At 55.6% G+C, this 16,865-nt stretch carries 19 protein-coding genes and 1 pseudogene; 14 read left to right on the forward strand and 6 right to left on the reverse strand.

Going from position 1 to position 16,865, the window contains the following annotated elements; translation table 11 throughout:
- Positions 1 to 234: 234 nt before the first annotated feature.
- The 3 genes from ABJI08_RS13515 to ABJI08_RS13525 form a co-directional block, all read right to left on the reverse strand.
- The gene (locus ABJI08_RS13515; RefSeq protein WP_348402378.1) at positions 235 to 1,290 is read right to left on the reverse strand and encodes a YeeE/YedE family protein; all 1,056 of its coding nucleotides are present in this window, start codon (positions 1,288 to 1,290) and stop codon (positions 235 to 237) included.
- 39 nt (positions 1,291 to 1,329) lie between these two features.
- Positions 1,330 to 1,614, reverse strand: a complete 285-nt coding sequence (locus tag ABJI08_RS13520) for a metalloregulator ArsR/SmtB family transcription factor (protein WP_348402394.1) — start codon at positions 1,612 to 1,614, stop codon at positions 1,330 to 1,332.
- Positions 1,615 to 1,700: 86 nt separating this feature from the next.
- Positions 1,701 to 2,090, reverse strand: a complete 390-nt coding sequence (locus tag ABJI08_RS13525; RefSeq protein ID WP_348402379.1) for a hypothetical protein — start codon at positions 2,088 to 2,090, stop codon at positions 1,701 to 1,703.
- 74 nt (positions 2,091 to 2,164) lie between these two features.
- Here ABJI08_RS13525 and ABJI08_RS13530 point away from each other — a divergent pair, with 74 nt between their 5' ends.
- The 13 genes from ABJI08_RS13530 (at position 2,165) to hemA (ending at position 13,643) form a co-directional block, all read left to right on the forward strand.
- Complete coding sequence (locus ABJI08_RS13530) at positions 2,165 to 2,905, forward strand: cytochrome c biogenesis protein CcdA (protein ID WP_348402380.1); 741 nt, start codon at positions 2,165 to 2,167, stop codon at positions 2,903 to 2,905.
- A gap of 11 nt (positions 2,906 to 2,916) precedes the next feature.
- Positions 2,917 to 3,474, forward strand: coding sequence for a thioredoxin family protein (locus ABJI08_RS13535; protein WP_348402381.1), 558 nt, complete (start codon positions 2,917 to 2,919; stop codon positions 3,472 to 3,474).
- A 169-nt stretch (positions 3,475 to 3,643) separates the two neighbouring features.
- Positions 3,644 to 4,114 (forward strand): sulfur oxidation c-type cytochrome SoxX, encoded by a 471-nt coding sequence (gene soxX / locus ABJI08_RS13540; RefSeq protein WP_348402382.1) that lies wholly within the window; start codon positions 3,644 to 3,646, stop codon positions 4,112 to 4,114.
- Positions 4,115 to 4,142: 28 nt separating this feature from the next.
- Positions 4,143 to 4,565, forward strand: coding sequence for a thiosulfate oxidation carrier protein SoxY (gene soxY, locus ABJI08_RS13545; protein ID WP_348402383.1), 423 nt, complete (start codon positions 4,143 to 4,145; stop codon positions 4,563 to 4,565).
- A gap of 22 nt (positions 4,566 to 4,587) precedes the next feature.
- Positions 4,588 to 4,917, forward strand: coding sequence for a thiosulfate oxidation carrier complex protein SoxZ (gene soxZ / locus ABJI08_RS13550; RefSeq protein WP_348402384.1), 330 nt, complete (start codon positions 4,588 to 4,590; stop codon positions 4,915 to 4,917).
- Positions 4,918 to 4,989: 72 nt separating this feature from the next.
- The gene (gene soxA, locus ABJI08_RS13555) at positions 4,990 to 5,796 is read left to right on the forward strand and encodes a sulfur oxidation c-type cytochrome SoxA (protein WP_348402395.1); all 807 of its coding nucleotides are present in this window, start codon (positions 4,990 to 4,992) and stop codon (positions 5,794 to 5,796) included.
- An 81-nt stretch (positions 5,797 to 5,877) separates the two neighbouring features.
- Positions 5,878 to 7,575 (forward strand): thiosulfohydrolase SoxB, encoded by a 1,698-nt coding sequence (gene soxB / locus ABJI08_RS13560; RefSeq protein ID WP_348402385.1) that lies wholly within the window; start codon positions 5,878 to 5,880, stop codon positions 7,573 to 7,575.
- Between the two features lie 20 nt (positions 7,576 to 7,595).
- Positions 7,596 to 8,873, forward strand: coding sequence for a sulfite dehydrogenase (soxC, locus tag ABJI08_RS13565; RefSeq protein WP_348402386.1), 1,278 nt, complete (start codon positions 7,596 to 7,598; stop codon positions 8,871 to 8,873).
- A complete protein-coding gene (locus ABJI08_RS13570; protein WP_348402387.1) occupies positions 8,857 to 9,885 on the forward strand; it encodes a c-type cytochrome in 1,029 nt (342 codons plus the stop codon). Before soxC ends, ABJI08_RS13570 begins: the two co-directional genes overlap by 17 nt.
- 1 nt (position 9,886) lies before the next feature.
- Positions 9,887 to 10,600, forward strand: coding sequence for a c-type cytochrome (locus tag ABJI08_RS13575; RefSeq protein ID WP_348402388.1), 714 nt, complete (start codon positions 9,887 to 9,889; stop codon positions 10,598 to 10,600).
- Between the two features lie 41 nt (positions 10,601 to 10,641).
- Positions 10,642 to 11,898 (forward strand): NAD(P)/FAD-dependent oxidoreductase, encoded by a 1,257-nt coding sequence (locus ABJI08_RS13580; RefSeq protein WP_348402389.1) that lies wholly within the window; start codon positions 10,642 to 10,644, stop codon positions 11,896 to 11,898.
- 83 nt (positions 11,899 to 11,981) lie between these two features.
- Positions 11,982 to 12,413: a DUF302 domain-containing protein gene (locus ABJI08_RS13585; RefSeq protein ID WP_348402390.1), complete on the forward strand. Its 432-nt coding sequence runs from the start codon at positions 11,982 to 11,984 to the stop codon at positions 12,411 to 12,413.
- A 12-nt stretch (positions 12,414 to 12,425) separates the two neighbouring features.
- Positions 12,426 to 13,643 (forward strand): 5-aminolevulinate synthase, encoded by a 1,218-nt coding sequence (gene hemA / locus ABJI08_RS13590; RefSeq protein WP_348402391.1) that lies wholly within the window; start codon positions 12,426 to 12,428, stop codon positions 13,641 to 13,643.
- A 4-nt stretch (positions 13,644 to 13,647) separates the two neighbouring features.
- Here the strand turns inward: hemA and ABJI08_RS13595 are convergent, their stop codons facing one another.
- The 3 genes from ABJI08_RS13595 to ABJI08_RS13605 are packed head-to-tail and all read right to left on the reverse strand — an operon-like array spanning position 13,648 to position 16,606.
- A complete protein-coding gene (locus ABJI08_RS13595; RefSeq protein WP_348402392.1) occupies positions 13,648 to 14,691 on the reverse strand; it encodes a YeeE/YedE family protein in 1,044 nt (347 codons plus the stop codon).
- A gap of 41 nt (positions 14,692 to 14,732) precedes the next feature.
- Entirely contained in the window at positions 14,733 to 15,674 is a 942-nt protein-coding gene (locus ABJI08_RS13600; protein WP_348402396.1) for an MBL fold metallo-hydrolase, read from the reverse strand.
- A gap of 14 nt (positions 15,675 to 15,688) precedes the next feature.
- Complete coding sequence (locus ABJI08_RS13605; protein ID WP_348402393.1) at positions 15,689 to 16,606, reverse strand: MBL fold metallo-hydrolase; 918 nt, start codon at positions 16,604 to 16,606, stop codon at positions 15,689 to 15,691.
- A gap of 175 nt (positions 16,607 to 16,781) precedes the next feature.
- Between ABJI08_RS13605 and ABJI08_RS13610 the strand changes: the two are divergent.
- Positions 16,782 to 16,865, forward strand: a pseudogene (locus tag ABJI08_RS13610) (IS6 family transposase); the annotation flags it as partial.

A 16,865-nucleotide genomic window follows, 5' to 3' on the forward strand; every position in this document is an offset into this window, starting at 1 on the left:
TCAGGAGCGCAGCGTTTCCCGAAGATGCCATTTCAAGCTTAACCGCACCACTGCTCTCGCTGAGTGGCGTGGTCTTTGCGCGGCATAAGGGGCAGCGATGCTGGCCTAGTAGAGACTGGTTCGAATTTGTCTGACACCACCGGCACTCAGGCTGTAGCCTGAATCCGTCTGGGGGTAAGGGGAAGAACGTCCTTCACACGAATTGCGCAACAAAGCCCAACCGAGAGCAACCAGTCAGTTTGCCAAATGAAGACCTTCTATCAATTGCCGTAAGCCAAATGCAGCCCCGACCATTATTGACAGAAAGGCAACCGGTGCGCTGAATGACAAAACTGAAAAAGCAGATAGGCCTTGGCCCACACTGCAGCCGACGGCGAGGATCGCGCCGGGACCCATAAGGGCAGCGCCGAACAGTTGGCGTTTGAGTTCGCGGGGGTCATCGCACGCCTCCCAGCGGAAATGGCCCTTGCGAACGGACCCCAGAAACGCGCCAAAAACAACTCCGAGCACGGAGCCGACGCTAAAGGAGAGTTCGTTGCCGGAGGCGGTCATCGCGTAATAAATCGTATCACCGATGGGGGCGGCGAAAGAGTGGGATTCCACAGGCTCATTGCCAAAACCGACCTGCGCCACCCAGTAGGTGCCAACCCACCCGGATACAATTACAGCGCCCACGACAATGCCCCAAACAACCATCATCGGCGATTTCAACATGCGCGGAGATGCCAAAGAAAACAGTAGGATTGCCAAACCTATCGCGACGCCGGCCGTGGGAGGTGAAATATCAAAAGAGCGGTCGAGCAGACCAGTGAACCCTTGCGAATAAGCTGCGCCTTCTTGCACGGGGAAGAGCCAGACACGCAAATGGGCCAGCGGGCCGGACATAGCCAAGTAGGCCGACAGCCCAAGCACTATGACAATGACAAAGGCGCGGATGTCGCCGCCGCCCAAACGCGCCAGCGCGCCATAGCCGCAGTTGCCTGATAGTGCCATGCCGTAGCCAAACATTAATCCGCCCACGATGGTCGCGAGCGGGTTCCAAACTCGTTCGAGATACGTCGCCTCTGACGGGGCCATTGCGCCCTGCGCCATCGCAATTTGTGTGCCGACCACAGCCACGCCGATGGCCACACCCCACATGCGCATCCGGCGGTCGTCTGACGAATACAGGAGATCCTCAATGGCGCCGAGAGTGCAAAAACGCCCGACCCGTGCAGCCAGTCCAAGCAGCATTCCACCAATCAAACCTATCAACGCGACCGAATTGGCCTCGCCCAAGAAATCCAGCATACGGGCTCCTCCCTAGCGCCGAATGCGACCGTGATGACCTTAGTCTTCCTTGCAAAACAGGTCGTAGACCACTTCCATGATCTGTTTGGGTCGGTCGTCTACCAAACTGTAATAAATTGTTTTCCCATCACGACGCGGTTTGACCAGTCCCTCCAGCCGCAGCCGCGACAATTGTTGGGATACAGCCGCTTGACGGGCGGAGAGCAGGTCTTCGAGTTCGGTCACGGATTTTTCGCCTGATGCCAGCTGACAAAGGATCATCAAACGGCCTTCGTGGCTGATTGCCTTGAGGAACGCGGACGCGCGCTCGGCGTTCAACATCATCTTGGCCAGGTCTTCGGGGCAGGTATTTTCATCAAACACAGGCAAACGAGAGGCCGGCTGGTCGGATGTGGTTTGTAGCGGTTGTGTCATTTGTCTTTTCCCGGAGTGGCGGGGGCATTTGTGTCAATGTCGGCTTGTTTCAGCAGTTTGGCAAGTAATCCCCAGAAGAAATCCTCGCCCGGGTAGCCTTCTATGCGGCCAACTTCGGTGTCTTCCACCACCAAAATGAAGGTCGGCGTATAAAGAACGCGGGCTTTCAGGATGGCTTCGGGCGAGTCCCCATGAAGGTCATAGCGGCGCAACGGCGCGGCTTTGCCTTCTGCGGTCTTGGGGTAGATCGGGCCAATGTCAGCATTCCACTGGGCACAGTACATGCAGCCTTTCTCCTCGGCCATGAGGAGATAGGTGTCGGCAAGGGCCGCCAGAGGCAGCAAAAGTAGAACGCTCGTCAGGAGCGCCTTAAAGGGTCGCAGCACGCAGCTCTCCCTGTTGACCTGAAATCAAATACAATCATAATCTAATATTTGAATTTATCAAGAATGGACCTGCGATGTTCGATGTCACATTTTTGGGAGCCTTGATTGCCGGGCTGCTGTCTTTTGCTTCTCCCTGCATTCTGCCCATTGTGCCGTTCTACCTGAGCTACCTTGCCGGTGCGAGCATGTCCGAGATTTCGGTAGAAGCGCAGATCTCGTCGCAGGTGCGCCGGCGGGCTGTGCTGACGGCAGGCTGTTTTGCACTTGGGGTGATCACTGTTTTCATGGGGCTTGGCGCAACGGCCTCTGTTTTTGGCCAGATGGTGCGTGAATACTTCGACATATTGCGGTGGTTGGCGGGGGGGTTGATCGTGGCCATGGGGCTGCACTTTCTGGGAGTAGTGCGCATCGGATTTTTGTATCGGCAGTTCCAGATGGAAACCGGAGACACGTCTAAGGTCAGCTTTCTGGGAGGCTATGTGATAGGTCTCGCTTTTGCCTTTGGCTGGACGCCCTGTGTCGGACCGGTGCTGGCGGCGATCCTGTTCACGGCGGCAGGTCAGGAGACCGCAGGGCAGGGCGCGACCTTACTGTTTGTTTACGGGCTTGGAATGACGCTGCCATTTGTCGTGGCGGCGTTTTTTGTTGGGCCGTTTATGCGTTGGATGGCGCGGTTCAGGCGGCATTTGGGCGCCGTGGAAAAGGCCATGGGCGCATTTTTGATTCTGTTTGGTGTGCTGATCGCAACCAATTCGGTGAATCTGATTGCGCAATGGATGTTGGAGCATGTGCCGTGGTTTGACGGCCTTGGATAAAGGAGAGGGTAATGCGGGCTTGGACATTTTTGGCGGCGATTATGCTGGCCCTGCCGATTTGGGCGGCGGACCTAGGCGATGATGGCCTGCACAAGGCAGATTGGATGCGCGACACCTTCAAGGACTTGCGTGAAGACCTTGAGGAAGCCAATGCAGAGGGCAAACGGCTATTGCTGATCGTGGAACAGCGGGGCTGTATCTATTGCAAAAAGATGCACGAAGAGGTGTTCGTGATGCCTGAGATCGCGGCGCTGCTACGCGAGCGGTATTTCATTGTGCAGATCAATATGTTTGGCGATGTGGAGGTCACTGATTTTGACGGCGAGACCCTGTCGGAAAAGGAGATCGTGAAACGCTGGGGGGCGTTGTTTACGCCCAACATGATATTTCTGCCGCAAGAGGTGCCGGACAATGTAGCCGCGTCGCAGGCCGCCGTGGCCAATATGCCCGGAGCCTTTGGTAAGTGGACGACGCTCAACTTGCTTAATTGGGTTCTGGAAGAGGGCTATTTGGGCGATGAGCCGTTTCAGAAATACCATGCCCGAAAGTTTTCCGAACAGGGTCAGTAAAGTTCTGCGGAGCGGTGCCCAGGTGCTGTCGCAGCAACTATATTTCGAAATTGGGAAGCGTCGCGCATAAATGCAAAAATTCATGTAATTGAATTTGTTGTTGCGTTCTGTCGATTTTGTGCCGTAGTCTAGAGAATAACTCGCGAAGGAATCGTCTTGAGGAGGGCGCATGAAACGTGCATTGGGAGGAGCTGCGGTATTGGCACTCTGTGCGATAGCAGCACAGGCAAGTGAAACAAAACCGTCAGATGTAGTCTATGAGGATGGCGCTGTTGCACAGTCGCTGACCGGCGTCCCCGGGGATGTCGCCTCGGGCGAAACGATAATGAACAAAGGCGCAGGCAATTGTATTGCCTGCCACGAGGTTAGCGCGCTGAGCAATCTGCCGTTCCACGGTGAAATCGGGCCCATGCTTGATGGTGCGGGAGACCGCTGGACCGCGGCGGAGCTGCGTGGGATCGTGGCCAACGCGAAGATGACGTTTGAAGAGACCGTCATGCCTAGCTTTTACAGGACCGAAGGCTTCATTCGCTTGGGCAATGCCTATACCGGCAAGGCCCATGAGGGTGAGGTTGAACCGCTTCTGACTGCGCAGCAGGTCGAGGATGTGGTCGCCTATCTGATGACACTCAAAGATTAGTGACTTGAAGGATTTGAGGAGTAGAAACATGAAACTGACACGGCGAGACCTGCTTGTCATGGGATCGGTCGGCATGGGCCTGACCGCGCTGGGTGTGACCCCAGCGATGGCCTCACTGACGGACGACGAAATTGCCAAAATCACCGGCGGCGCCGAAGTAGGCGCAGGTGATCTGGTGGTCACGGCCCCGGAAATTGCTGAGAACGGCAACACCGTTCCGATCGAAGTCAGTGCTCCCGGCGCTGTCATGGTAGCGATTTTCGCGGACGGCAATCCGACACCAGCGGTGGCAACGGTGAAATTCGGCCCGCTCAATCCGACGCACGCGGCATCGACCCGCATCCGTCTGGCCAAGACCCAGGACGTGGTGGCGATTGCGCAGATGGAAGACGGCTCCTTCCAGAAGGCAAAAGCCAACGTGAAAGTGACCATCGGCGGCTGCGGCGGCTGATCCAGAGACAAGGAGAAATATCATGGCATCTGGAGTAAAACCCCGCGTGAAGGTCCCAAAGACAGCGGCTGCTGGCGATGAGATCACCATCAAGACGTTGATCAGTCACAAGATGGAAAGCGGCCAGCGTAAAGACGGCGACGGCAACCTGATTCCGCGTTCGATCATCAATCGTTTTGTGGTCGATTTTAACGGCCAGAATGTGATCGACGTGACATTGGAACCGGCGATTTCGACCAACCCCTATTTCCAGTTTGATGCAACTGTGCCGGAAAGCGGCGAGTTCACGTTCACCTGGTATGACGATGACGGGGATGTCTATGAAACCACTAAAAAGATCGCAGTAAGCTGATCGTGTGAAAAGGGAGGAGATCACGTGAAGCGCGCAAGAACATACGCCAGTATAGCGACCGTCGTGGCAGCAATGAGCGCCACCGCAGTAGTTGCAGACGCCGATGGGGACCAGCTGGTCGTCAATGGCGAGATTAAAATGGTGACCGAAGCAGCGGCTGCCGACCATCTGGAAAATCTCGACACTGTTTATTCAGGTTGGCGATTCCGGGCAGATGAAACGCAAGCGTTTCAGATGGATGACTTTGACAACCCGGCCATGATCTTTGTCGAGAAAGCCCAGGAAGTCTGGGACACGGCCGAGGGCAGTGAAGGCAAAGCTTGTGCCAGCTGTCATGATGACTCGGAAAGCATGAAAGGTGTACGGGCGGTCTATCCAAAGTGGAACGAAACAGCCGGCGAAGTGCGCACTTTGGAAATGCAGGTCAACGATTGCCGCGAAAACCAGATGGGGGCAGAGCCGTGGAATTACACCGGCGGCGACATGGCCAATATGGTAGCGCTTTTGACTACGGTCTCACGTGGATTGCCGGTCAGCGTGGCGATTGACGGCCCCGCCCGGGAGACATGGGAGATGGGCAAGGACATCTATTATACCCGTTATGGTCAACTGGAACTGTCATGCGCCAACTGCCACGAAGACAACTATGGCAACATGATCCGCGCAGATCACCTGAGCCAAGGTCAGATCAACGGCTTTCCAGCCTATCGTTTGAAGAACACCAAGCTGAACACGGTACATGCCCGTTTCAAGGGGTGTGTGCGGGACACACGCGCGCATACGTTTAAGCCCGGCTCGGCTGAATTTATCGCGCTTGAACTTTATGTCGCCTCGCGCGGCAACGGGTTGAGCGTCGAGGGACCTTCGGTCCGTAACTGATCCTGAGGCCCTGCTTGCAAAGGCAGGGCCTTTACTACGACCAGTGCATTCACATATGCGAATATAAGGAATTTAAGTCGGATGATTTCGCGACGCGACTTTCTGCAAGTAGGGATGGCGGCATCGGCTCTGGTCGGCGCTTCAGGGTTTGGCAACTGGGCGAGGCTGGCAGCGCAACAGGCTTTGACACAGGACCAGCTGCTGGAATTTCAGACTTATGGCAATGTCTCATTGATCCACATCACGGATATCCATGCGCAGCTCAAACCAATCTACTTTCGTGAGCCGTCCGTGAATATCGGGGTGGGGGGCAACAAAGGTGCAGTGCCCCATATCACTGGTGCCGATTTCCGCAAAGCCTATGGAATCGCGGAAAGCTCCCCTTCGCATTATGCACTCAGTGCCGGTGATTTTTCCTCGCTTGCCCAAGGTTATGGCCGAGTTGGCGGGCTGGATCGCGTGGCCACGGTGATCAACGCTATTCGTGCCGACCGTCCGGATGCTATCCTGCTGGATGGCGGGGATACTTGGCACGGGTCCTATTCGTGCTATCACACCGAAGGCCAAGACATGGTCAACGTGATGAATGCACTCAAACCTGATGCGATGACGTTCCACTGGGAATTCACGCTGGGCAGTGAGCGCGTGAATGAGATTGTTGAAAACCTGCCGTTCGCGGCCTTGGGCCAGAACATTTTTGACAGCGAATGGGATGAACCCGCCGAGCTGTTCCCGCCTTATACATTCTTTGAGCGGGGCGGCGCCAAGATTGCGGTGATCGGTCAGGCTTTCCCCTATATGCCAATTGCAAACCCGGGCTGGATGTTCCCGGAATACAGCTTTGGCATTCGTGACGAACACATGCAGATGATGGTTGACGAGGTTAAAGCCAAGGGCGCGGATTGTGTTGTGGTGCTGAGCCACAATGGCTTTGATGTGGACAAGAAGATGGCCACGGTGGTGAAAGGTATCGACGTCATCCTGTCGGGACACACCCATGACGCGCTGCCGGAACCTGTGGTGTCAGGCTCGACGATCATTGTGCCGTCAGGCTCAAACGGTAAATTCGTGAGCCGAATTGATCTGGACGTGCGTGACGGTCGCATGATGGGGTATCGCCACAAACTGATCCCGATTTTTTCGGATGTGATAACGCCGGATGCCGCCGTTTCAAAGCTGATTGATGCGCAGCGCGCGCCATTCGAGGCGGAGTTGGCTGAGGTGATCGGCAAGACAGATTCGTTGCTATATCGGCGCGGCAATTTTAATGGCAGCTGGGATGATCTGATTTGTGATGCGTTGATTTCAGAGCGAGATGCGGAAATTGCTTTGAGTCCCGGTGTGCGCTGGGGCCCAAGCCTGATCCCGGGTCAGGCGATCACTCGAGAGGATATTTGGAACGTCACGTCTATGACCTATGGGGAAGCCTATCGCTCTGAAATGACCGGAGAGCTCCTGAAAATCATTCTGGAAGACGTGGCCGACAACATCTTTAACCCCGATCCCTATTACCAGCAAGGCGGAGACATGGTGCGTACTGGCGGGCTTGGTTATCGCATTGATATCAACAAGCCGCAGGGCGAGCGGATTTCCGAGATGACACTCTTGAAGACTGGCGAACGGATCGATCCGGCCAGAAGCTATGTCGTGGCTGGTTGGGCCAGCGTGAACGAAGGCACCGAGGGGCCAAAGATCTGGGACGTGGTGGAAAATCACATTCAAAAACAGGGCACTGTGACGGTGCAGGAAAACAATAGCGTTGACGTCGTGGGCGTCTAACGCAGGAGGAGACTTAGAAGATGGCTGATGAGTTGAAAAACACGTCGCGCCGCGCCTTCCTGAAAGGTGGAGCGGCAGCGGTGGCCGGTTCGGTTGCGGGTGCGGCAAGCGCTGCCACGCCGGATCCGTTAATTACGGAAATACAGGACTGGGCGTCGTTCACCGGTGACGGTGTAGATGAAACCCCTTATGGCCTGCCGATCGAATTTGAGAAAGACGTGGTGCGACGCAATGTGCCATGGCTGACGGCTGATCCGATTTCGTCGATCAACTTCACCCCAATCCACGCGCTGGATGGTACGATTACGCCGCAGGGGTGTGCGTTTGAGCGCCATCACTCTGGCGCGATTGAGTTGCACAAAGATGATTACCGTTTGATGATCAACGGCTTGGTCGATCAGCCGCTGGTGTTCTCATACGAGGATCTGGAGCGGTTCCCGCGTGAAAACCACGTCTTTTTCTGCGAATGTGCGGCCAACACCGGCATGGAGTGGGCAGGCGCGCAACTGAACGGTGTGCAGTTCACCCACGGTATGATCCACAACATGGAATATTCCGGCATCCCGCTGCGGGCGCTTCTGAACGAAGCTGGCCTTGGGGCGGCGGGCGATCTGACGGATAAATGGGTCTATGTGGAAGGCGCGGATGCCTCCTCTAATGGTCGCTCGATCCCAATGGAAAAAGCGTTGGATGATGTGCTGATTGCGTTCAAGGCAAACGGCGAAGCTTTGCGTAAAGAGCATGGCTATCCGGTGCGCCTCGTCGTGCCGGGTTGGGAAGGCAATATGTGGGTCAAGTGGCTGCGCCGCATCGAGGTGACCGACGCCGCCGTGGAAAGTCGTGAAGAGACCAGCAAGTACACCGACGTTCTGGAAGATGGTACGGCGCGCAAGTGGACCTGGGAGATGGACGCGAAGTCCGTGATCACCACGCCCAGCCCGCAGATGCCGATCAAACATGGCCATGGGCCGCTGGTGATCTCGGGGCTGGCGTGGTCCGGTCATGGGCGTATCACACGGGTTGATGTGTCGCTGGATGGTGGCAAAAACTGGCAAGAGGCGCGACTGGGCCGCACGCAGGGCGACACCAAAGCGCTGACACGGTTCTATTTCGACACCGAATGGCATGGCGAAGAGTGGCTACTTCAGGCCCGTGCGATGGATGAGACGGGCTATGTACAACCAACAAAAAATCAGCTGCGCGAGGTGCGCGGCGAGAACTCGATCTATCACAACAACTGTATCCAGACCTGGTATCTGAACCCGAATGGGGAGGCGGAAAATGTCGAAGTTTCTTAAGGTTAGCACCGCTGCTCTGTTGCTGGCCGGTCCTGTGTTTGCTGAAGACAAGCTGGGGTTGGGCAGGGCGGCTTTGCCGGAAGAGATCACCGCCTGGGACAAAGATGTTCTGCCTGACGGTCGTGGATTGCCGGAAGGGCGTGGGGATGTTTTCTGGGGCGAAGAAGTCTTTGCCGAGAAATGCGCCTCCTGCCACGGAGACTTTGCTGAAGGAGTGGACAACTGGCCGGTTCTGGCAGGCGGTTTTGACACGCTTGCAGACAAGGATCCAGTGAAGACCGTGGGCAGCTATTGGCCATATCTTTCGACCGTGTGGGACTATGTGAATCGTTCGATGCCGTTTGGCGCGGCGCAAACGCTGACCGAGGATGAGGTTTACGCGATCGTTGCGTACATCCTCTATTCCAATGACCTGGTTGACGATGATTTCGAGCTGAGCCACGAGAATTTCGGCGATTTTGAAATGTATAATAAGGACGGCTTCATTACCGATGACCGCGCTACTGTGGAGTATGGAATGTGGCGTGCGGAGCCCTGCATGTCCGACTGTAAGGAGAGTGTCGAAATCACCATGCGGGCCTCAGTTCTGGACGTGACACCGGATGAAACGGCCGCAGGGGAAGCGCAGGCAACGACTGAAGCCGTGGTCGAAGAGGAGGTCGCGCCGGTAGAGGAGCTCGCCGCGCTTGATCCCGAAATGATCAAGAAGGGCGAGAAGGTCTTTAAGAAATGCAAGGCCTGTCATCAGGTCGGCGAAGGTGCCAAAAACAAGACCGGGCCGATGCTGAACGGCATTTTAGGGCGCGGGTTCGCAAGTGTGGATGGCTTCAAGTATTCCAAGGTGTTCAAGGCCGCGGGAGAAGAGGGCCGTATCTGGGATGAGGTCGCAATGGCCGAGTTCCTAGCCAAACCGAAGGCTTATCTCAAAGGCACCAAGATGAGCTTTAATGGCTTGAAAAAGGAAAACGACGTCGCCGCGATCATTGAATACCTCAAGAGCGTCGACGGCTGACATGGTGCGTGTGACACAGATCCTCGGGGCCGTTCTCGTTGCCGGCCTCGCAGTGCTGGGCGGCAATGCCTTTGCGCAAGGGGGCGATGTCGACAAAGGCGCAAAGGTGTTCAAGAAGTGCAAGGGCTGCCATCAGGTTGGCAAGGACGCCACACACCGGATCGGTCCCCATTTGAACGGACTTTTTGGGCGTGTCGCTGGGTCTTATGAGGACTTTAAATACTCCAAGGGTTTCAAACGCATTGGTAGCGGCGGGTTGGAATGGCATGCCGATACGCTTGACGCCTTTCTGGAGAACCCGCGTTCGATGATCAGCCGCACTCGTATGAGCTTTCCGGGGCTAAAAGATGCGGAGGATCGAGAGAACCTGATCGCATATCTGCGAAAGTTTTCCGACAACCCGGCAGATATTCCTGAGGCGGATCCGACCGCTGTCGGGGTCGATCACGATGTAGACGCGGCAATTCTGGCGCTGAAGGGCGACCCGGAATACGGGCAATACCTGAGCGGCGAGTGCACGACCTGTCATTTGGCCACGGGAGCAGACAACGGGATTCCGTCGATCGTGCTGTGGCCTGAAGAGGACTTCGTTTTGGCGATGCATGCCTACAAGTCCAAGCATCGCATCCATCCAGTGATGCAGATGATCGCTGGGCGGCTTGGCGATGAGGAGATCGCCGCATTGGCCGCATATTTTGCAATTTTGGAGGAGTGATCTCGAACTGAGGTCACGGGAACATTCTGGGAGGAAACGCAATGACATTGAACAGACGGGCTTTTCTTGGGGCGGCGGCTGCAGCCGCGTCCCTGTCGGCACCGATGGTTAAGGCCATGGGCAAACCGCGTGTTGTGGTTGTCGGTGGCGGGGCCGGCGGAGCCACGGCGGCACGCTATATCGCCAAAGACAGCAAAGGTGCGATTGACGTCACGCTGATTGAACCAACACGCAAGTACTACACGTGCTTCTTTTCCAACCTATATTTGGGCGGTTTCAAGGAGATTGAGGACATCGGTCACAGCTATGGCGGGTTGGCCGCGGGCGGGGTGAACGTGGTGCATGATTGGGCCGTTGGCGTTGATCGTGATGCAAAAACCGTATCGCTGGCAGGCGGTGCCACATTGCCTTACGACAAGCTGATCCTGTCGCCAGGCATTGATTTTGTCGAGGGCGCGGTCGACGGCTGGGATGTGACGGCGCAAAACAAAATGCCACATGCCTACAAAGCAGGGTCGCAGTCTGAACTGCTTAAGGCGCAGCTTGCGGCTATGCCCGAAGGCGGCGTCTTCGCCATGGTCGCGCCGCCAAACCCGTATCGTTGCCCACCCGGACCCTATGAACGGGTGTCGATGGTCGCGCATTACCTGAAGCAGAACAATCCGACCGCGAAAATCATCGTGGCCGACCCTAAACCGAAGTTCTCCAAAATGAGCTTGTTTCAAGAGGGCTGGGCCAACCATTATGAAGGTATGGTCGATTGGATAGGAGAGGATTTCGGCGGCGGCGAAGTTTCGGTGGATCCGAACGCGATGACCGTGACGATCGACGGCGAAGAGACCAAGGTCGATGTCTGTAACGTAATCCCGGCCATGAAAGCCGGGCGAATTGCAGAGCTTGCGGGTGTCACAGACGGCAACTGGGCGCCGGTGAATGCTGCGGATATGTCCACCAAGGCGAATTCGGACATCTATGTTCTAGGTGACGCAAGCCAGCAGGGCGATATGCCGAAATCCGGGTTCTCTGCGAACTCGCAAGCCAAGGTATGTGCGAACGCGGTGCGCGGGGCTTTGACCGGATCTAAGGTATTCCCGGCGAAGTTCTCTAACACGTGCTGGTCTTTGATTGCGCCAAACGACGGCGTCAAGGTGGGCGCGACCTATGAGGCAACGCCGGAGAAAATCGCCAAGATCGACGGTTTCATCAGCCAGACGGGCGAGACCTCGGATGTCCGCAAAGCGACCTACATGGAAAGCGAAGGTTGGTACACAGGCATCACAGCCGACATGATGGGTTAAATCATCGTGTCTCACCGTCGAGCGCGCGCGGCAGTGAGACACATTTCACGCCTTTGGCGCATTTTGGGAAAAGGAGAGTCCCTATGAAACGTTTAAAGTTTGTTCTGCCGTATCTGGTGTGCGCGTCGACGGTTTCCGCTGAAGAAGCGATTGTTTTTCCGTTTGACGGGAGTTTCGATGATGCCACTTTCGCTGTTGAAAGCGCTATTGTGGATAAGGGGTTGGTGATCGACTATGTCAGCCACGTCGGAGAGATGCTTAATCGCACGGGAGCTGACGTCGGCAGCGAAACGCAAATCTTCAAAGCGGCGGATATATTTCTATTCTGTTCTGCAGTGTTGTCACGGGAAGTGATGGAGGCTGACCCGATGAACATCGTGCACTGCCCCTACGGCGTTTTTGTCGTGGAAACAGAAGATGGGATTGTGATCGGACACAGGGATTACCCTGACGGGCAAATGCAAAAGGTCGAGAACCTCCTGAGCGAGATCGCCTCTGAAGCTGCCGCTAACTGACGAGGACGGATTTTGGATTACCAAGGATTTTTTCATCAGGCGCTGACCGATCTGCGGGACGAAGGCAATTATCGGGTTTTCGCTGAATTGGAGCGTAAATGCGGGCAATTTCCTACAGCGCGCCGAGAAGGTGACGCGCCTGATGTGACGGTTTGGTGCTCCAACGATTATCTTGGTATGGGGCAGCACACGAAAGTGCTCGCCGCCATGCATGCCACTCTGGACAACTGCGGCGCCGGTGCAGGCGGTACGCGCAACATTTCTGGTACAACCCTGGAGCACGTTGCGCTGGAGGCTTCGTTGGCGGATTTGCACGCCAAGGACGCGGCGCTTCTTTTCACTAGCGGATATGTTTCTAACTGGGCAACGCTTGGTACGTTGGGTGCGCGTATTCCCGGGTTGGTGATTTTGTCAGATGCGCTTAACCACGCATCAATGATCGAAGGTATCCGCCACTCCGGCGCGCGAAAGGTCATCTGGAAACACGATGATCTTGCCGATCTGGAGGCAAAACTCGCAATGTTGCCAGCGGATCAGCCCAAGCTGATTGCGTTTGAAAGCGTCTACTCCATGGATGGGGACATCGCGCCCATTGCCGAGATATGTGATTTGGCCGATCGCTATGGTGCCATGACCTATCTGGATGAAGTGCATGCAGTTGGGATGTATGGCCCACGAGGCGGCGGAATTTCAGAACAACTGGGGGTGTCTGATCGGTTGACCATAATCGAGGGTACTCTGGCCAAAGCCTATGGGGTGGCCGGTGGCTATATCGCTGCATCACGGGACTTGGTGGATTTTGTCAGATCTTTCGCCAGCGGATTTATCTTCACAACCGCGCTTCCGCCAGCAGTCGCGGCGGGCGCACGGGCGGCCATCCAACATTTGAAAACCAGCTCAGCAGAGCGTCAGATGCAGCGGCAACGTGTGCAAGACGTGCGGCGCGAGCTGGACCGCATCGGACTTCCTCATATCGACAACCCCAGCCACATCATTCCGGTTGTCGTCGGCGATCCGATGAAGTGCAAATACATCTCGGACCGTTTGTTGGACGAGTATGGAATTTACATTCAGCCGATTAACTATCCGACTGTCCCAAAAGGCACTGAGCGGTTGCGGATCACACCTTCACCGGTCCACAGCCCGGCAGATATTGCCCACTTGGTTGGCGCACTTGAGAGACTATGGGGGGAGTGTGCTTTGCAAAGGCTTCCGCTTGCCGCCCAATAGGGGGTCAGGCTTTGTCTTTGAGTGCCTTTTGTGTGCTGACAGCGCCAACCCACATGAAAAACACCGCGACCCACGCGGTAAGTGACAAGACTGATCCGCCTGTCACGCCTGCGCCAACGGCACAGCCCCCGGCCAGCATTGCACCAAACCCCATTAGGACGCCGCCAAGTAAGTAGCGTTCCATGCGTGTGTCAGGCTCAAACCTCTGAATGCGCGCTTCGCCCTTGAGTAATGCCACCACCAAGGCCCCGACAAAAACGCCCGGTACCAAACCAGTGCCGAAATTACGGACCAGCGTTGGGGTGTTTATCAAGGCCATCAGAGTGTCCGTTGATGGACCAGTGAAGGTGACTGATTGGATGTTGACCACTTCAAAAGAGCTTTGAGCCAAAAGATAGGTCAGCCACCAACCCATCCAAACCGCGACCCCGACCACAGCGGAAGAAGCGATTTCGGACGGGGTTAGCCGACGCCTTGAGCCAAAGACCAGTGCGGCAACGAGGGCTACGCCTGCCAAAGCAACGACACCACCACGTGGCAGGGAGAGGAGCGCAGAGAGGTCTCGAATATCTCCACCCGGTAGGGTCCAAAGTGCCACCAAATACTCGCGCGCTGGAGACAGCGTACCGCGCAACGTCGCTTGGGCCGTGAGGGTCAAGACAAGTCCGGTGACAATGGCTCGCAAATTTCCTGAAGCAGACAGCACAAGCAGGCGGCTGGCACATCCACGGGCAAGGATCATACCAACACCAAACATGATACCGCCGATTATAGCGCCAGACAGGCTTCCGACGCTCGCAAGTTGTCGGCTGTCCCCAACGTAGAGGATACCTGCCAGCACGGACAGTTGCACGGCAAAGAGGGCCGTCAAAAAAGTGATTAGCCAGATCGCGAGTTTAGGGCCGGCTGTGCCTTGGGCAACTTCGGACGTAGCCGCACGTAGGCAAAATCTGGATTGGTAGGCGGCGGCGCCAAACACGACACCGGTTATGAGGCCAATGAGCAAAAGTAAGGTAGGTTCGCCAAATCGGTCGATCAGGGCTTCCATTTTGTCTTTCCCGTTCTCGCGCGTTTCCGAAGGGGGCTAGGCTATTCGAACTCCATCTGTTCGTAGACGCGGCCCGCGTTCTTGGTGGCAAGTTCCTCAAAGGTGTCGAGATGCGCATAGGGTGACTGATCAACGTAGTAGGCGTCTGCAAGATCGCCGCCTGCATCTAGATGGTCGCCGACCTTTTCCCGGAGATAAGCTAGATAATCGCGCGTGTACCGACGAACCTGCGCCATATTGGTTGGGTGCCCGTGGCCCGGAATCACATAGATCGCGCCAAGCGGTTCAAACGCGGTGTCCCATGTTTCCAACCAGTCGGCCGTCATTGTGTCGTCAAAGATCGGTAGCATACGTTCGTGGAAAGCCATGTCTCCGGCAATCACCAGACTTTGGTCAGGAAGCCAGACCGAGATGTCGCCCGGGCTATGGGCAGGGCCGAGGCGTAAAACCTCAATTCGAAAATCACCCATCTCTATGTTTCTGCTGTCAGAGAAAGTCTCTGTAGGGACAGCAATAATCGTTCCTCTTGCCTTGTCACGATTATACCGTTTCATGCCTTCAAGAATTTGAGGACCGTATTCAACGACTTCATGCGCGGCATCTTCATGGGCGAGGATTGGAACGCCCTGCTCGACCCAATAGGAGTTGCCCAAGATCGCATGGCCTTGACCGTTTTCATTGATCACAAGCTTGACCGGCTGATCCGTGACAGCCTTGATCTCGTCATGTAGGGCTTGTGCCAGAATATAGGCGGCGCCGCCATTGATCACGACAACCCCATCGCCGGTCACAACAAAGCTTAGGTTGTTGTTATGCCCGGAGTTTTCATAAGTCGGTGGCGCGGTTGCGCCAATTGCCGACCAGACATGAGGGATTACCTCGACCGGTTTGGAATACAGCGCGGAGCCTGGGTATTGATCGGCGATGTCTTCGCTTGCCGACGCAGTTGTACCAACACATAGAGCGACTGTTATGGCCGCGATTTTTGAAAGCGCGCTCACACCTGATCCTCCAAAAAACGATAGCCGGTAGACGCGCGTTCTACGGCGCCCATCCCAGATCCGGGGAAGTGGAAACCGGCAACAGACAAGTTGTCGGCCAGAATGCGATCAAACAGGGCGTTTCGGGTTTCGATGCCCTGAGACGGATTTTGGTCGGAGCCGCTGGGCCATTCCGGCCGCTCAAATGCCAGGTGGTGGTTTACTATTGCATCGCCAATGATCAGGCTCGCTTGAGAGCCTGAGCGCACCTCAAAGCTCATATGACCCGGTGTGTGGCCGTGGGTGGCAACTGCGGATATGCCGCTGACAACTTCGTCGCCGTCCGTAAACCGGTCGAACATATCTTCCATTAACTCGAGCCGTCGGCGGGCACCAACTGCAAAGACCATGCGTTGTTCCCCAATCGTGTTCACGGTTTCAGGATCCCACCAGTAGTCCCACTCCTTTGCGCCAATCATATGAGCGGCATTTACAAATATGGGTTCGTCAAATTCATCCAATAATCCCCAGATGTGATCTGGATGCGCATGAGTAAATAGAACATGCGTCACGTCATCAGGCGAAACGCCAACTGAGGCGAGATTATCTAAAAGCCGTCCGGCGGAAGGCATAAAGTCCGGGCCAGATCCCACGTCAAACAGAACCGTATTTGTGCCATCTCGATAGATCGACACGTTGCAGTTCGGGCGGACTTCATTTCCGATTATTCCATAGTTCCGCAGAAGGGTTTTGGCCTGTTGAGGGGGGGCTGAGCCAATGGCAAAATCAAGTGGCAAGACAAGATGTCCATCGCTTACTGTCGTGATCGTTCCGGACCCTATAGGCAATTCGGCGATCGATTGCGACGCCAGGATTGAGAAAGCTGCGGCACCTGACGTTTTCATTATGAACTGGCGGCGTGTAAACTTGCTCATCTGTGCATCCCTCGCATCAAATACACAAATAAGAATATGTGATTTTATCGATGTGTGAAAGAAAAATTTGAGATTGTTTGCACAGTTGACGCATTGGTAAGGTCGCAGGTCTCAATCTGGCAATGTCAGAGGAAACTCGGTTGTGAAGGGCAGGGTGGCGACCTAGCGTTGCCGAATGACAAAACGGTCCCCTTTTCGCTACTTCAAAACGAGCCCTGAGATTATCCGCCTTGCGGTGATGCTCTATGTCCGATTTCCA

The organism is Shimia sp. (assembly GCF_039969785.1).
Taxonomy (GTDB): Bacteria; Pseudomonadota; Alphaproteobacteria; order Rhodobacterales; family Rhodobacteraceae; genus Shimia.

Excerpts from the sequence above, each read along its gene's own strand:
- ABJI08_RS13515 (WP_348402378.1), bottom strand. The coding sequence starts at position 1,290 with ATGCTGGATTTCTTGGGCGAGGCCAATTCGGTCGCGTTGATAGGTTTG.
- ABJI08_RS13520 (WP_348402394.1), bottom strand. The coding sequence starts at position 1,614 with ATGATGTTGAACGCCGAGCGCGCGTCCGCGTTCCTCAAGGCAATCAGC.
- ABJI08_RS13530 (WP_348402380.1), top strand. The coding sequence starts at position 2,165 with ATGTTCGATGTCACATTTTTGGGAGCCTTGATTGCCGGGCTGCTGTCT.
- ABJI08_RS13535 (WP_348402381.1), top strand. The coding sequence starts at position 2,917 with ATGCGGGCTTGGACATTTTTGGCGGCGATTATGCTGGCCCTGCCGATT.
- soxX (WP_348402382.1), top strand. The coding sequence starts at position 3,644 with ATGAAACGTGCATTGGGAGGAGCTGCGGTATTGGCACTCTGTGCGATA.
- soxY (WP_348402383.1), top strand. The coding sequence starts at position 4,143 with ATGAAACTGACACGGCGAGACCTGCTTGTCATGGGATCGGTCGGCATG.
- soxZ (WP_348402384.1), top strand. The coding sequence starts at position 4,588 with ATGGCATCTGGAGTAAAACCCCGCGTGAAGGTCCCAAAGACAGCGGCT.
- soxA (WP_348402395.1), top strand. The coding sequence starts at position 4,990 with ATGAGCGCCACCGCAGTAGTTGCAGACGCCGATGGGGACCAGCTGGTC.
- soxB (WP_348402385.1), top strand. The coding sequence starts at position 5,878 with ATGATTTCGCGACGCGACTTTCTGCAAGTAGGGATGGCGGCATCGGCT.
- soxC (WP_348402386.1), top strand. The coding sequence starts at position 7,596 with ATGGCTGATGAGTTGAAAAACACGTCGCGCCGCGCCTTCCTGAAAGGT.
- ABJI08_RS13570 (WP_348402387.1), top strand. The coding sequence starts at position 8,857 with ATGTCGAAGTTTCTTAAGGTTAGCACCGCTGCTCTGTTGCTGGCCGGT.
- ABJI08_RS13575 (WP_348402388.1), top strand. The coding sequence starts at position 9,887 with ATGGTGCGTGTGACACAGATCCTCGGGGCCGTTCTCGTTGCCGGCCTC.
- ABJI08_RS13580 (WP_348402389.1), top strand. The coding sequence starts at position 10,642 with ATGACATTGAACAGACGGGCTTTTCTTGGGGCGGCGGCTGCAGCCGCG.
- ABJI08_RS13585 (WP_348402390.1), top strand. The coding sequence starts at position 11,982 with ATGAAACGTTTAAAGTTTGTTCTGCCGTATCTGGTGTGCGCGTCGACG.
- ABJI08_RS13595 (WP_348402392.1), bottom strand. The coding sequence starts at position 14,691 with ATGGAAGCCCTGATCGACCGATTTGGCGAACCTACCTTACTTTTGCTC.
- ABJI08_RS13605 (WP_348402393.1), bottom strand. The coding sequence starts at position 16,606 with ATGAGCAAGTTTACACGCCGCCAGTTCATAATGAAAACGTCAGGTGCC.